Source organism: Streptantibioticus parmotrematis, assembly GCF_019890615.1.
Classification (GTDB): Bacteria; Actinomycetota; Actinomycetes; order Streptomycetales; family Streptomycetaceae; genus Streptantibioticus_D; species Streptantibioticus_D parmotrematis.
In genome coordinates this window covers 113,012-128,157 of record NZ_JAINVZ010000010.1, presented here as the reverse complement: position 1 = coordinate 128,157, position 15,146 = coordinate 113,012, and the positions used below count along the sequence as shown (strand labels likewise).

At 72.5% G+C, this 15,146-nt stretch carries 12 protein-coding genes; 8 read left to right on the top strand and 4 right to left on the bottom strand.

What is annotated here, in order from left to right:
• Positions 1–99 precede the first annotated feature (99 nt).
• Positions 100–888, top strand: coding sequence for a phosphatase (locus tag K7472_RS16650; RefSeq protein ID WP_222978707.1), 789 nt, complete (start codon positions 100–102; stop codon positions 886–888).
• A gap of 4 nt (positions 889–892) precedes the next feature.
• On the opposite strand, the gene tesB is transcribed toward K7472_RS16650, so the two are convergent.
• From tesB to K7472_RS16635, 3 genes are all read right to left on the bottom strand, one after another.
• Positions 893–1,768 (bottom strand): acyl-CoA thioesterase II, encoded by an 876-nt coding sequence (tesB, locus tag K7472_RS16645; protein ID WP_222978705.1) that lies wholly within the window; start codon positions 1,766–1,768, stop codon positions 893–895.
• A 20-nt stretch (positions 1,769–1,788) separates the two neighbouring features.
• Positions 1,789–2,946: an acyl-CoA dehydrogenase family protein gene (locus K7472_RS16640; protein ID WP_222978704.1), complete on the bottom strand. Its 1,158-nt coding sequence runs from the start codon at positions 2,944–2,946 to the stop codon at positions 1,789–1,791.
• A gap of 177 nt (positions 2,947–3,123) precedes the next feature.
• Positions 3,124–3,726: an SACE_7040 family transcriptional regulator gene (locus K7472_RS16635; protein WP_222978703.1), complete on the bottom strand. Its 603-nt coding sequence runs from the start codon at positions 3,724–3,726 to the stop codon at positions 3,124–3,126.
• A gap of 167 nt (positions 3,727–3,893) precedes the next feature.
• Between K7472_RS16635 and K7472_RS16630 the strand changes: the two genes are divergently transcribed.
• The 6 genes from K7472_RS16630 (at position 3,894) to glmS (ending at position 12,161) form a co-directional block, all read left to right on the top strand.
• Positions 3,894–5,531 (top strand): carboxyl transferase domain-containing protein, encoded by a 1,638-nt coding sequence (locus tag K7472_RS16630; RefSeq protein ID WP_222978702.1) that lies wholly within the window; start codon positions 3,894–3,896, stop codon positions 5,529–5,531.
• Between the two features lie 74 nt (positions 5,532–5,605).
• Positions 5,606–7,627, top strand: coding sequence for an acetyl/propionyl/methylcrotonyl-CoA carboxylase subunit alpha (locus K7472_RS16625; RefSeq protein WP_222978899.1), 2,022 nt, complete (start codon positions 5,606–5,608; stop codon positions 7,625–7,627).
• 41 nt (positions 7,628–7,668) lie between these two features.
• On the top strand, positions 7,669–8,589 hold the full coding sequence (locus K7472_RS16620; RefSeq protein ID WP_222978901.1) for a hydroxymethylglutaryl-CoA lyase: 921 nt from the start codon (positions 7,669–7,671) through the stop codon (positions 8,587–8,589).
• Positions 8,590–8,594: 5 nt separating this feature from the next.
• On the top strand, positions 8,595–9,761 hold the full coding sequence (locus K7472_RS16615; RefSeq protein WP_222978701.1) for an acyl-CoA dehydrogenase family protein: 1,167 nt from the start codon (positions 8,595–8,597) through the stop codon (positions 9,759–9,761).
• Between the two features lie 218 nt (positions 9,762–9,979).
• Positions 9,980–10,255 carry a hypothetical protein gene (locus tag K7472_RS16610; RefSeq protein WP_222978700.1) on the top strand — a complete coding sequence of 92 codons (276 nt, stop codon included), beginning with the start codon at positions 9,980–9,982 and terminating at the stop codon, positions 10,253–10,255.
• A 91-nt stretch (positions 10,256–10,346) separates the two neighbouring features.
• Positions 10,347–12,161, top strand: coding sequence for a glutamine--fructose-6-phosphate transaminase (isomerizing) (glmS, locus tag K7472_RS16605; RefSeq protein ID WP_222978698.1), 1,815 nt, complete (start codon positions 10,347–10,349; stop codon positions 12,159–12,161).
• Positions 12,162–12,304: 143 nt separating this feature from the next.
• On the opposite strand, the gene K7472_RS16600 is transcribed toward glmS, so the two are convergent.
• The gene (locus K7472_RS16600) at positions 12,305–12,829 is read right to left on the bottom strand and encodes a universal stress protein (RefSeq protein ID WP_222978697.1); all 525 of its coding nucleotides are present in this window, start codon (positions 12,827–12,829) and stop codon (positions 12,305–12,307) included.
• 878 nt (positions 12,830–13,707) lie between these two features.
• Between K7472_RS16600 and K7472_RS16595 the strand changes: the two genes are divergently transcribed.
• Entirely contained in the window at positions 13,708–15,144 is a 1,437-nt protein-coding gene (locus K7472_RS16595; protein WP_372457979.1) for a helix-turn-helix domain-containing protein, read from the top strand.
• Positions 15,145–15,146: the final 2 nt, after the last annotated feature.

The following is a 15,146-nucleotide window of genomic DNA, read 5'->3' as shown; positions in this document are numbered from 1 at the left end:
CAGGCTCACGCGGTCGTGGCGAAGGCACGAGCCGGTCACGCCTTCGTCTCGATCGCCCACCCCCCGTACACCCGTTCCCCGGCACGCGACAATGAAGGCATGCCCACAGTTCACGCACCGTCCCGCACCGCCCTGACCGAGCACCTGATACGCACCCGTATCGCCGGAGCCGTCGCCACCAGCCGCGAGAACAACCTCGACCACTACCGCGAGCTGGCCGCGGGCAACCGGTACTACTGGCTGGGTCTCGACCTCGGCGACCGGTGGCAGGACGAGGACGCGGTGCTGGAGCTGATGGCGGAGCGCTGCGGGGTGATCGCCGACCCGGCGTACCGCTCGGGCCAGGACACCATCGACCCGGAGCTGACGGTGGCCGCGCTGGACCGGGCGGCGGCGACGCTGCGCAAGGCGGCCGAGGGCGGGCGGCGGGTGCTGCTGGCCACCGGCCACCCCGGCGGGCTGCTCGGGGTGCACCAGGCGACGGGGGCGGCGCTGCGCGCGGCGGGCTGCGAGGTCGTGACGATCCCGGAGGGGCTGTTCGCGGACGAGGGGCGGGTGCTGCAGATCGGCGGCGTCGCGATGCTGCTGCGCGGCGCGGCGCTGGTGCACACCCACTCCCCCGACCCGATGTCGGCGATCCTGGACGCGTTGGAACGCGAGGGGCGGCCGCTGCCCGACCTGGTGGTCGCCGACCACGGCTGGGCGGGGTGCGCAGGCCGGCGCGGGATCGACGCGGTCGGGTACGCGGACTGCAACGACCCCGCGCTGTTCGTCGGCGAGACGGAGGGCATGCTGGAGGTCACCGTGCCGCTCGACGACCACGTGGCGCCGCACTACTACGACCCGATGACCGCGTACCTGCTGAACGCGGCCGGGCTCGCCGGATAGCCGCTCAGGCGCGCGGGACGCGCACCACGCCCTCCTGGATGACGGAGACGGCGAGCCGTCCGTCGCGGGTGTAGATGCGCGCCGTGCCGAGGCCCCGCCCGCCGGACGCGGACGGCGACTGCTGGTCGTACAGCAGCCACTCGTCGGCGCGGAACGGCCGGTGGAACCACATGGCGTGGTCCAGGCTGGCGCCCACCACGTCGCCGACCGCCCAGCCGCCGCGCCCGTGCGCGAGCAGCACGGAGTCCAGCAGCGTCATGTCGGAGACGTAGGTGGCCAGGCAGACGTGGAGCAGGGGGTCGTCGGCGAGTTCGCCGCGGGTGCGGAACCACACCTGCGAGCGCGGCTCGCGCGGCCGCCCGACGCTCAGGTAGGGCGGGTCCTGGGCGTACCTGAGGTCGACGGCGGCCCTGGCCTCCAGCAGCCGGTCCACCACCGAGGGGTCGGGGAAGTACCCGGCGTGCTTCGGCAGCACCTCCTCCGCGGGCGGCAGCGTCTCGGGGTCGGGCGCGTCCGGCATGGGCTCCTGGTGCTCCAGCCCCTCCTCGTACGTCTGGAACGACGCGGACAGGTGGAAGATCGGCTGCCCGTGCTGGACGGCCACCACCCGGCGGGTGGTGAAGGAGCGGCCGTCGCGGATGCGGTCGACCTCGTAGACGATCGGCGCGCCGGGGTCGCCGGGGCGCAGGAAGTAGGCGTGCAGGGAGTGGGCGTGCCGGTCCTGCGGCACGCTGCGGCCCGCGGCGACCAGGGCCTGGGCGGCGACCTGGCCGCCGAAGACCCGGGGGACGACGGCGGGGCGGCTGCGGCCGCGGAAGATGTTCGCCTCGATCCGCTCCAGGTCGAGCAGGTCGAGCAGGTCCTTGAGCGGGGCGTCCATCGTCGGCTCCGGTCTTCCGCTCACAGGCCCATGGACTTGGCGATGATGGACCGCATGACCTCGCTGGTGCCGCCGTAGATGCGGGTGACGCGGGTGTCCGCGTACAGGCGGGCGATGGGGTACTCCATCATGTAGCCGTAACCGCCGTGCAGTTGCAGGCACTTGTCGATGACGCGGGCCGCGACGTCGGTGCAGAACAGTTTGGCGGAGGCGGCGTCGGCCGGGGTCAGCTCGCCCGCGTCGAGGGCGTCGAGCGCGCGGTCGACCACCGCCTGGGCGGCGTCCACCTCGGCCTTGCAGTCGGCGAGCACGAACTTGGTGTTCTGGAAGCCCGCGACCGGCTTGCCGAAGACGGTGCGCTCGCGCACGTAGTCGGTGGCGAAGCGGATCGCGGCGGCGGCCTGGGAGTAGGCGCCCAGCGCGATGCCGAGACGTTCCTGCGGGAGGTTGTGCGTGAGGTACTCGAACGCCTTGCCCTCCTCGCCGAGCAGGTCCTCGACGGGGACGTGGACGTCGGTGAACGACAACTCGGCGGTGTCGGAGGACTTCAGGCCCAGCTTCTCCAGCTTGCGGCCGACCGCGTAGCCCTCGCTCTTGGTGTCGACGACGAGGATGGAGATCCCGCCACGCCGGTCCTCGGGGGTCGGCGCGGAGGTGCGGCAGCAGACCAGGACGCGGTCGGCGAGGACGCCGCCGGTGATGAAGGTCTTGGCGCCGTTGAGCACGTAGTGCGTGCCGTCCTGCGACAGCCGGGCGGTGGTCTTCATGCCCGCGAGGTCCGAGCCGGTGCCGGGCTCGGTCATGGCGATCGCGGTCATCATCTCGCCGGTGACGAACTTCGGCAGCCAGCGCTTCTTCTGCTCGTCGTCGGCGTACTTGAGCAGGTACGGCAGGCACAGCGCGGTGTGCACGCCGCTGCCGCCGAAGCTGACGCCCGCGCGGGCGCACTCCTCGGAGATGACCGCGTTGAACTTGAAGCTGGTCTCACCCGCGCCGCCGTACTCCTCCGGCACCTCGATGCCGAAGACGCCCAGCTCGCCGAGCTTGTAGTAGAAGTCGCGCGGGGCGTGTCCGGCCTGCTCCCACTCGGGGTAGACGGGGGTGACCTCGGTGGCGATGAAGTCGCGGATCGTGGACCGGAACGCCTCGTGGTCCTCGTTGAACACCGTGCGGCGCACGCTGGCCTCCTCAAGCGCGTGGGCGGGACCGGCCGGCGGGATCCGGCCCGGCGGCCGATGGAAACCGGCCTAAGCAAGCGCTTGGCAAGTTACTTCTCGGTTGGCGGATCTGTCCAGCGCCTCTCTCCACCGGGCCCCGGCCCGCTCCTGCGGCGGCTCGCCCTGCCCGCCCAGGGCTCAGCCCGGCTCCCCCTTGCCGTCCAGCGCCGTGAACGCGCCCAGCGCGAGCCTGCGCAGCAGTGCGGCGGCGGCCTGGCGGCCGGACAGGTCGCCACGGGTGCCCAGGTGCGGGGTGGAGTTGAGCAGGCCGAAGACCGCGTGCACGGCGGCTCGCGCCTGCGACTCGCCGGCGTCCGGGTGCACCTCCCGTACGACCTCCACCCACAGCTCGACGTACTGCCGCTGCAACTGCCGCACCAGCTTGCGGTCCGACTCGCGCAGCCGGTCCAGCTCGCGGTCGTGCAGCACGATCAGCGGGCGGTCGTCGAGCGCGAAGTCGACATGGCCGCGCACCAGGGCGTCCAGCGCCTCGCCTGCCGAGTCCGCGCGGGCGATGCGGTGCTTGCCCGCGGCCAGCAGCCTGCCGCTGATGCCGACCAGCAGCTCGGCGAGCATCGCGTCCTTGCCGGCGAAGTGGCGGTACAGGCCGGGGCCGCTGATGCCGACGGCGGCGCCGATCTCGTCGACGCCGACGCCGTGGAACCCGCGCTCGGCGAACAGCTGCGCGGCCTCCTTGAGGATCTGCTCGCGCCGGGTCGCCCCGGCCTTCGTCGGCTGCATGCAGAAGATTCTAGACATTCCGCGTTAGCGAGCGTTAACCTTGGCCTCAAAGACGTTAACGGTCACTAACATCGGTGGCGGACGGCGGCCCCGCGCGGTCGTCAGCCATCACCCAGGGATCGCTCCGGCGACCACCCATCGCGTACGTGTGCAAGGGAGCCCACGACATGCGTGACACGGCACCACCCGCGCTGCGCAGCGCGGCCGATCCGGCCTCCGACGCCTTCGCGGCCAACGCGGCGGCGCACGCCGAGCTGTCGGCCCGGCTGCGCGAGAAGCTCGCCGCCGCGCGGCTGGGCGGCGGGGAGAAGTCCCGCGCCCGGCACACCGCGCGCGGCAAGCTGCTCCCCCGCGACCGGGTGGACGGGCTGCTCGACCCCGGCTCGCCCTTCCTGGAGCTGGCGCCGCTGGCCGCGGACGGGATGTACGAGGGCCAGGCCCCGGCCGCCGGTGTGATCGCCGGGATCGGGCGGGTCTCGGGCCGCGAGGTGGTGGTCGTCGCCAACGACGCCACCGTCAAGGGCGGCACGTACTACCCGATGACCGTCAAGAAGCACCTGCGCGCCCAGGAAGTCGCCCTGGAGAACCGCCTGCCGTGCGTCTACCTGGTGGACTCCGGCGGCGCCTTCCTCCCCCGGCAGGACGAGGTCTTCCCCGACCGCGAGCACTTCGGCCGGATCTTCTACAACCAGGCCACCATGTCCGCCCGCGGCATCCCGCAGATCGCCGCCGTCATGGGCTCGTGCACCGCGGGCGGCGCCTACGTGCCCGCGATGAGCGACGAGGCGGTCATCGTGCGCGACCAGGGCACGATCTTCCTCGGCGGCCCGCCGCTGGTGAAGGCGGCCACCGGCGAGGTGGTGACCGCCGAGGAACTGGGCGGCGGCGAGGTGCACTCCAAGGTCTCCGGCGTCACCGACCACCTCGCGCAGGACGACGCCCACGCGCTGCGCATCGTCCGCGACATCGTCGGCACGCTGCCCGTCCGCGGCGCGCTGCCGTGGTCCGTGGAGCCCGTCGAGGAGCCCGCGGTCGACCCGGCCGGGCTCTACGGCGCCGTCCCGGTCGACTCGCGTACGCCGTACGACGTGCGCGAGGTCATCGCGCGACTGGTGGACGGCAGCAGGTTCGCCGAGTTCAAGGCGGAGTACGGCACGACGCTGGTCACCGGCTTCGCCCGGCTGCACGGCCACCCGGTCGGCATCGTCGCCAACAACGGCATCCTGTTCGGCGAGTCCGCCCTCAAGGGCGCGCACTTCATCGAGTTGTGCGACCAGCGCGGCATCCCGCTGCTCTTCCTGCAGAACATCTCCGGTTTCATGGTCGGCCGCCAGTACGAGGCGGGCGGCATCGCCAAGCACGGCGCCAAGATGGTCACCGCGGTCGCCTGCACCCGGGTGCCGAAGCTGACCGTGGTCATCGGCGGCTCCTACGGCGCGGGAAACTACTCGATGTGCGGTCGCGCCTACTCTCCGCGATTCTTGTGGATGTGGCCCAACGCGAAGATCTCCGTGATGGGTGGTGAGCAGGCCGCCTCGGTGCTCGCCACCGTCAAGCGCGACCAGCTGGAGGCGGCGGGCGAGCAGTGGCCCGCCGAGGACGAGGAGCGCTTCAAGGACCCGATCCGCGCCCAGTACGAGACGCAGGGCAACGCGTACTACGCCACCGCGCGGCTGTGGGACGACGGCGTGATCGACCCGCTCCAGACCCGCACGGTGCTGGGCCTGGCCCTGACCGCCTGCGCCAACGCGCCCATCCCGGACCGGGGCCCGCTCGCCCCCGGCTACGGCGTCTTCCGGATGTAGGGGGGAGCACTCTCATGGACCTGACACACCAGACCCCGCTGGACCCGACTCGGCGGACCCACCGCACGCGGCCGATGTTCGACACCGTGCTGGTCGCCAACCGCGGCGAGATCGCGGTCCGGGTGATCCGCACCCTGCGCCGCCTGGGCGTGCGATCCGTCGCCGTCTTCAGCGACGCCGACGCCGACGCCCGCCACGTCGCCGAGGCCGACACCGCGGTGCGCATCGGCCCGCCGTCCGCCGCCGACAGCTACCTGCGGATCGACCGGCTGCTGGAGGCCGCCGCCCGCACCGGCGCGCAGGCGGTCCACCCCGGCTACGGCTTCCTCGCCGAGAACGCGGCGTTCGCCCGCGCCTGCGAGGACGCCGGGCTGGTCTTCATCGGCCCGCCCGCCGGCGCCATCGAGCTGATGGGCGACAAGATCCGCGCCAAGGAGACGGTGAAGGTCGCCGGTGTCCCGGTCGTCCCCGGATCCAGCGGCAGCGGCCTGAGCGACGAGCAACTGATCGCGGCGGCACGGGAGATCGGCACCCCGGTGCTGCTCAAGCCGTCCGCGGGCGGCGGCGGCAAGGGCATGCGGCTGGTGCGCGACGAGGCGCTGCTCGCCGACGAGATCGCCGCGGCCCGGCGCGAGGCGCGCGGTTCGTTCGGTGACGACACGCTGCTGGTCGAGCGCTGGATCGACCGCCCCCGGCACATCGAGATCCAGGTGCTGGCGGACGCCCACGGCACGGTCGTGCACCTCGGCGAGCGCGAGTGCTCGCTGCAACGGCGCCACCAGAAGGTCATCGAGGAGGCCCCGTCAGTCCTGCTGGACGAGGTCACCCGGGCCGCGATGGGCGAGGCCGCCGTGCAGGCCGCCCGCTCCTGCGGCTACGTGGGCGCGGGCACCGTGGAGTTCATCGTGCCGGGCGCCGACCCGTCGGCGTACTGCTTCATGGAGATGAACACCCGGCTCCAGGTCGAGCACCCGGTGACCGAGCTGGTGACCGGGCTCGACCTGGTGGAGTGGCAGGTACGGGTGGCCTGCGGCGAGCCGCTCGCCTTCGGCCAGGACGACGTCACGCTCACCGGCCACGCGATCGAGGCCCGCGTCTGCGCCGAGGACCCGGCCCGCGGCTTCCTGCCCTCCGGCGGCACGGTGCTGGCGCTCGACGAACCGAACGGCGACGGGGTGCGCACCGACTCGGGGCTCAGCGAGGGCACCGAGATCGGCAGCCTCTACGACCCGATGCTCTCGAAGGTCATCGCCTACGGCCCGGACCGCCCGACCGCGCTGCGCAAGCTGCGGGCGGCGCTCGCGGACACGGTGATCCTCGGCGTGCAGACCAACGCGGGCTTCCTGCGGGAGCTGTTGGGCCACCCCGATGTGGTCGCGGGGGCGCTGGACACCGGGCTGGTGGAGCGGGACGTGGACACGCTCGTCGACGACGCCGTGCCCGACGAGGTGTACGCGGCGGCGGCGCTGTTGCGGCAGGCGGCCCGCGTGCCGGTGCCGGACGCGGGCGGCTGGGTGGACCCGTTCGGCTCGGTGAGCGGCTGGCGGCTCGGCGGCGATGCGGCGTGGACGCCGGTCGACCTGCGGGTGCCGGGCCACGAGCCGGTGCGGGTGCTGGTGCGCGAGGGCGAGGTCAGGGTCGGCGACGGCGAACCGGTGGCGGCGTGGGTGCGCGGCGACGGTACGCGGGTCGTGCTGCACCACGACGGCGTCACCCACGTCTTTCACCGCGCCGGTGACTGGCTCGGCCGCGACGCCCACACCTGGCATGTCGCCGGGTACGACCCGGTGGAGGCGGCGCTGCGCGGCGGCGCCGGGGCGGCCGGGACCGACACGCTGACCGCGCCGATGCCGGGCACCGTCACGGTGGTCAAGGCGTCGGCCGGGGACGAGGTGACCGCGGGCCAGAGCCTGCTGGTGGTCGAGGCGATGAAGATGGAGCACGTCATCGCCGCCCCGCACGACGGCACGGTCGCCGAGATCAACGTCACCCCCGGCAGCACGGTCGCGATGGACCAGGTCCTCGCGGTCGTGATCCCGCACGACAGCGACGTCGTCCCGCACGGCAGCGACAGCGAGAGCGAGGCGGACCGGTGACAGCCATCGACGAACCGGGCGCCAAGCCCTCCGGGCTGCCCATGGTCCTGCCGGAGCCGGGCCTCCCCGCCCGGGTGCGGATCCACGAGGTCGGCGCGCGCGACGGGTTGCAGAACGAGAAGGCCACCGTGCCGACCGAGGTGAAGGCCGAGTTCGTGCACCGCCTCGCCGACGCGGGGCTGACCACGATCGAGGCGACCAGCTTCGTGCACCCCAAGTGGGTGCCCCAACTCGCCGACGCGGAGGCCCTGATGCCACTGCTCGGCGATCTGGACGGCGTACGGCTGCCGGTCCTGGTGCCCAACGAACGCGGGCTGGACCGGGCGCTGGCGCTCGGGGTGCGCGAGATCGCGGTGTTCGGCAGCGCCACCGAGTCGTTCGCCAAGGCCAACCTCAACCGCACCGTCGACGAGTCGCTGGCCATGTTCGAGCCCGTGGTGGCCAAGGCCAGGGACGCCGGGGCGAGCGTGCGCGGCTACCTGTCGATGTGCTTCGGCGACCCCTGGGAGGGCGCCGTGCCGGTGGACCAGGTGGCCGGGGTGGCGAAGCGGCTGGCGGACCTCGGCTGCGACGAGCTGAGCCTCGGCGACACCATCGGCGTGGCCACCCCGGGCCACGTCACCGCCCTGCTGACCACGCTGGGCGAGGCGGGGCTGCCCGCCGCGCGCCTCGCGGTGCACTTCCACGACACCTACGGCCAGGCACTCGCCAACACCCTGGCCGCCCTCCGCTTCGGCGTCACCACCGTGGACGCCTCGGCCGGAGGACTCGGCGGCTGCCCCTACGCCAAGAGCGCCACGGGCAACCTCGCCACCGAGGACCTCGTGTGGATGCTGACCGGTCTCGGCATCGACACCGGGGTCGACCTCGCCCGCCTCACCGCCACCAGCGTGTGGATGGCCGGGCACCTGGGCCGACCCAGCCCGTCCCGCACCGTCCGCGCCCTCTCCCACGAGGAGTAGTCACCATGTCGATCGACCACCGGCTCCCCGCCGAATACGAGGAACTGCGGCGCACCGTCGAGCAGTTCGCCCACGACGTCGTCGCGCCGAAGATCGGCGACTTCTACGAGCGGCACGAGTTCCCGTACGAGATCGTGCGCGAGATGGGCCGCATGGGCCTGTTCGGCCTGCCGTTCCCGGAGAGCTACGGCGGCATGGGCGGCGACTACTTCGCGCTCTGCCTGGCGCTGGAGGAGCTGGCCCGGGTCGACTCCTCGGTCGCCATCACCCTGGAGGCCGGGGTGTCGCTGGGCGCGATGCCGATCTTCCGCTTCGGCACCGAGGAGCAGAAGCGCGAGTGGCTGCCCCGGCTGTGCGCGGGCGAGCTCCTGGGCGCGTTCGGGCTGACCGAGCCGGAGTGCGGCTCCGACGCGGGCGGCACGCGGACCACCGCGCGGCTGGACGAGGCCACGAACGAGTGGGTGATCAACGGCACCAAGTGCTTCATCACCAACTCCGGCACCGACATCACGGGCCTGGTCACGGTCACCGCCGTCACCGGCCGCAAGGAGGACGGCCGTCCGGAGATCTCCGCGATCATCGTGCCGTCCGGCACCCCGGGCTTCACGGTCGCGGCGCCGTACTCCAAGGTCGGGTGGAACGCGTCGGACACCCGCGAGCTGTCCTTCGCCGACGTCCGCGTGCCGGCCGCCAACCTGGTCGGCGAGCGCGGCCGGGGGTACGCGCAGTTCCTGCGGATCCTGGACGAGGGCCGGATCGCCATCGCGGCGCTGGGCACCGGGCTGGCGCAGGGCTGCGTGGACGAGTCGGTGGAGTACGCGAAGACCAGGCAGGCGTTCGGCAAGCCGATCGGCGCCAACCAGGCGATCCAGTTCAAGCTGGCCGACATGGAGATGCGCGCCCACACCTCGCGGCTGGCGTGGCGGGACGCGGCGGCGCGGCTGATCAGCGGCGAGCCGTTCAAGAAGGAGGCGGCGCTGGCCAAGCTGTACTCCTCGGAGTCCGCGGTCACCAACGCGCGCGAGGCCACCCAGATCCACGGCGGCTACGGCTTCATGAACGAGTACCCGGTGGCGCGGTTCTGGCGGGACTCGAAGATCCTGGAGATCGGCGAGGGCACCAGCGAGGTGCAGCGCATGCTGATCGCCCGCGAGCTGGGCGTGACGGCGTAGTCGTTCGCGCTCCCCGTAACGGTCGCCCTCCCCGTGACCGTTCGCCCTCCCCCGCACCGCCGACTCAGGCCGTGGCCCCGCTCCGGGCCGCGGCCCGAGCGCGTTCCCGGGACGCGTCACCCCGTACGCACGCCATCCGAGTGCCGTTTCCCACGACGCCTGCCCGATATCGGGCAGGATTGTTGCGGTGCGCGGGCCGGATCGCGCAGGATCGTCCGGTGCTCGAACGCCGGGTGTCCCACGACGACCTCATCGACCACCTGGTGCGGACCACACCGCTGCGACGCGGCGAGGCCGCCCGGGTGGTGCTGGACGTCCTGGCGTACTTCGACGAGTCGGCGGAGGACTTCGTCCGCCGCCGGCATCGGGAACTCCAGGCCAGGGGCCTGGCGAACGCCGAGATCTTCGAGCGGATCGCCGAGGAGCTGCCGCATCGCGCGGTGTCCCCGCCGGAGTTCTCGCTGCGGCAGCTGCGCCGCATCGTCTACGGCTGAGAAGAGCCGAGGACAGCCGGAGACGGCTGAAGGCGGCCGGAGGGCACGGCCGAGCACGACGGCAAACGACCGACCCAGGGAGGGCCCAGTCATGTGCGGGATCGTCGGATACATCGGGAAGCGGGATGCCGCTCCGCTGCTGCTCGAAGGGCTTCAGCGGCTTGAGTACCGCGGCTACGACTCCGCCGGTGTCGCGGTGGCCGGCAAGTCCGGCGCGCTCAGGACGGTCAAGGCCAAGGGCCGGGTGCGCGAGCTGGACGACCGGCTGCCCAAGCGCTTCACCGGCACCACCGGCATCGCCCACACCCGCTGGGCCACCCACGGCGCGCCCAGCGACGAGAACGCCCACCCGCACCTGGACGCCGAGGGCCAGGTCGCCCTGGTGCACAACGGAATCATCGACAACGCCGCGGACCTGCGGGCCAAACTCGTGGCGGACGGCGTGGAGTTCGCCTCCGAGACCGACTCCGAGGTGGTCGCCCACCTGATCGGGCGCTCCTCCGCGGACACCCTGGAGGCCAAGGTCCGCGAGGCGCTGGCCGTGGTCGAGGGCACGTACGGCATCGCCGTGCTGCACGCCGCGTTCCCCGACCGGATCGTCGTCGCGCGCAACGGCTCGCCGGTGGTGCTGGGCATCGGGGAGAACGAGATGTTCGTCGCCTCCGACGTCGCCGCGCTGGTCCGCCACACCAACCAGGTCGTCACGCTGGACGACGGCGAGATGGCGACCCTGAAGGCGGGCGAGTACCGCACGTACACCACCGAGGGCAGCCGCACCTCCGCCGCGCCGACCACGATCGAGTGGGCGGCCGAGTCGTACGACATGGCCGGGCACGACACGTACATGCACAAGGAGATCTGCGAGCAGCCGGACGCGGTCGACCGGGTGCTGCGCGGGCGGATCGACGACCGCTTCGCCACCGTGCACCTGGGCGGCCTGGGCATCGACGCCCGCGAGGCGCGCGGGGTGCGCCGGGTGAAGATCCTCGGCTGCGGTTCGGCGTACCACGCGGGGCAGATCGGCGCCCAGATGATCGAGGAGCTGGCCCGCATCCCGGCCGACGCCGAGCCCGCCAGCGAGTTCCGCTACCGCAACCCGGTGGTCGACCCCGACACCCTCTACATCGCGGTCAGCCAGTCCGGCGAGACCTACGACACGCTGGCGGCGGTGCAGGAGCTCAAGCGCAAGGGCGCGCGGGTGCTCGGCGTGGTCAACGTGGTGGGTTCCGCGATCGCCCGGGAGACGGACGGCGGGGTGTACGTGCACGCGGGTCCCGAGGTGTGCGTGGTCTCCACCAAGTGCTTCACCAACACCGCGGTCGCCTTCGCGCTGCTCGCCCTGCACCTGGGCCGGGTGCGGGACCTGTCGGTCGCCGACGGGCGCCGGATCATCGAGGGCCTGCGCAGGCTCCCGGAGCAGATCGCGGAGATCCTGAACGGCGAGGACGAGATCAAGCGGCTCGCGGCGCGCTACGCGGACGCGAAGAGCATGATGTTCGTGGGCCGGGTGCGGGGCTATCCGGTGGCCCGCGAGGCGTCGCTGAAGCTCAAGGAGGTCTCGTACGTGCACGCCGAGGCGTACCCCGCCTCCGAGCTGAAGCACGGGCCGCTCGCGCTGATCGAGCCCGAGGTGCCGTCGGTGGCGATCATCCCCGACGACGAGCTGCTGGAGAAGAACCGGGCGACGCTGGAGGAGATCAAGGCACGCAGTGGCCGGATCCTTGCGGTGGGCCACCGGGTGCACGAGATCGCCGACGACACGGTCGTCGTCCCCCGCAACGAGCCCGAGCTGGACCCGATCCTGCTCGGCGTCCCGCTTCAACTCCTCGCGTACCACGCGGCGTTGGCGCTCGGCCGGGACATCGACAAGCCGCGGAACCTGGCGAAGTCCGTGACGGTGGAATAGCGGTCACCACGAAGGGGCGCGGGGAACTGCGCGCTCAGCCAGTACGGACTGGTGGTCGAAGAACTACCGCAGGCACCGCGGCGGGTGGCCATCCGCAGATACGTCGTGGCTGGTCGCGCAGTTCCCCGCGCCCCTGACGGGGCTTACGGGATCACAATCACCGGGCGCTGCGCGCGCCGCGCGAGGCGGCCCGCCACCGAGCCGAAGATCTTGCCGATGATCCCGTGCGTGCCGCCCACGACGATCGCGTCGGCGCTGTACTCGCGGCCGACCTCCTCCAGTTCGTGGCAGATGTCGCCCCCGCGCTCGACCAGGATCCAGGAGACGTCGCCCAGGTGGTCCGCGCAGGCCAGCTCCAGGCCGAGGACCTCCGTGCGGTGGTCGGGGACGTCCACGAAGACGGGCGGCTCGCAGCCGGCCCAGACCGTCGCGGGCAGCCGGTTGGCGACGTGGACGATGATCAGCCCGGAGCCGGCCCTGCGGGCCATGCCGATCGCGTAGGCGAGCGCCCGCTCGCTGGAGACCGATCCGTCGAAGCCGACCACCACCCCGTGCTGGAACGCCGGATCGCAGTGGTGGTGGGTCTCGGCGGCCGTCTCGGGCTGGGCCGTGCCGAAGTCGGCGATCGGCTTGCCGTCGGCGGGGTCGGGGAACTCGTAACCGGCCATGATGGGGTTTTCGGGGGAGGCGGCGCCTGCGGCGTCGCTGGAGCGGACAGGTCTGGCGTGCACACCGGTGACCGCGGGACCGGCCGACAAATGGCCGGTATGGGCATTGCCCTCCCACTGCCTCCAGGGTACGGCGACGGCATGCTGCTGCACAGACAGGCCAGGCATTCCGCCGCGATGTCGGTAACCCGAAGTTCCCGAGAGAATGCCGGAGCCGGGCGTGAAGCGCAACGCCCATGGCCGCCGGACGCGGGTATTGCGTACCCCGTTTCACCCCTTCGGTAACCCTCCCCGCGTCAACCGCCGGAGGCCGGATTCACCGTACGAGGGAAGGCCGCGAACCGTCCGTCCGGCTTGGGCCCTCGGTCGTCAGGACCGGCCGCCCGGCCCGTGTTCCCGGCGATGACCTGCCCGTTCAACGACCGGGCGGCCGGTACCCGGCCGAACCGGACGACCGGCTTCCGGGGCGCGCTCCGGCGCACACCTCAACGCAAGTCGCACAACGGCGCGTTGGCGGGTGGTGCGGGCTTGTTCGACGTCTCTTTTCGGCCAACTTCCCACGGTGACCGCGGGGTCGGGAACAAGAGTTCCCCACCCCCTCTCGACCTGCGCGAACATGACGGCGCAGAATGCCCAAAGCCAGCCACACCAGGGAGTTACCGGCAGACGGGCCCGAGGCGCACTTCCCACCGGGCCCGGTCAGTGGAACGCTTCGTGATCGAATGCTTCGCGCCAAGTTGTCATGTCGACTTAGTACCGGATGGTGAACTTGTCACCTCATCCGCAGCGAACGCAGTAGATTCGATCTTGGGTAACACGGCGGGGGAAACGTGCAGTACCGAAAGGACGTTGCTTCTACCGAGGGGGGCTCATCCGCCATGACCCAGGACTCCAGGACCGGAGCGGCGACGGAGGTCATCACCCCGTCAGTCCGTGTCGCGTCCCAGGCGGGCAGCGGCACCACCACGGCGGTGCCGGGACGCAAACTCTCCGCACGGCGCCGTAAGGAGGTCGTCGCCGTACTGATGTTCAGCGGCGGCCCGATCTTCGAGAGCTCGATCCCGCTGTCGGTCTTCGGGGTGGACCGGCAGGACGCCGGGGTGCCGCGCTACCGGCTGCTGGTCTGCGCGGGCGAGGACGGCCCGCTGCGCACCACCGGCGGCCTGGAGCTGTCCGCGCCGTACGGGCTCGACGCGCTCGGCCGGGCCGGCACCATCGTGGTGCCCGCCTGGCGTTCCATCTCCCAGCCGCCGCCCGCCTCCGCGCTGGCCGCGTTGCGAAGGGCGCACGAGGAGGGGGCACGGATCATAGGCCTGTGCACCGGCGCCTTCGTGCTCGCGGCCGCGGGCCTGCTGGACGGCCGCCCGGCCACCACCCACTGGATGTACGCGCCGACGCTCGCCAAGCGCTACCCGTCGGTCCACGTCGACCCGCGCGAGCTGTTCGTGGACGACGGGGACATCCTCACCTCCGCGGGCACCGCCGCCGGGATCGACCTGTGCCTGCACGTGGTGCGCACCGACCACGGCTCCGACGCGGCCAACGCGCTGGCCAGGCGGCTGGTCGTGCCACCGCGCCGCAGCGGCGGCCAGGAGCGCTACCTGGACCGGTCCTTACCCGAGGAGATCGGCGGGGATCCGCTGGCCGAGGTCGTCGCGTGGGCGCTGGAGCACCTCCACGAGCAGTTCGACGTGGAGACGCTGGCCGCCCGCGCGTACATGAGCCGTCGCACTTTCGACCGCCGTTTCCGTTCGCTCACCGGCAGCGCGCCGTTGCAGTGGCTGATCACCCAGCGGGTGCTCCAGGCGCAGCGGCTGCTGGAGACGTCGGACTACTCGGTGGACGAGGTGGCGGGCCGCTGCGGCTTCCGGTCGCCGGTGGCGCTGCGCGGGCACTTCCGCAGGCAGCTCGGCTCCTCCCCGGCCTCGTACCGGACGGCGTTCCGCGCGCGCCGTCCGCAGGATCCCGCGGACCGGGCGGACCGGGGTGCCGACGGGCGCCCCGACCGCCCGGAACGCCTGGAGCGCGGCGAGGGGCCACGCGGTGAGACGCTGCCGCACCAGCGCAGGGGACCCGGTGCCGAGAGCGGCGGGGTGGACCCCGGCCGTACGGAGCCCGACCCGCACGCGATACGCCTGACCGAGCAGCACGGGCGGGCGGACGCCGCGGAGCTGGCCGGGCTGGTCAGGGCCGCGGGGCTGACCAGGCTGCGCCCGGAGCGTGCCGGGGGCCGTCCGGCTCCCGGGCAGGTCCTGGGCCAGCAGGCCGCTCGCAGCACGGCGATGCCGGGTCAACGCGATCGCCCCGTAGGGTGAGA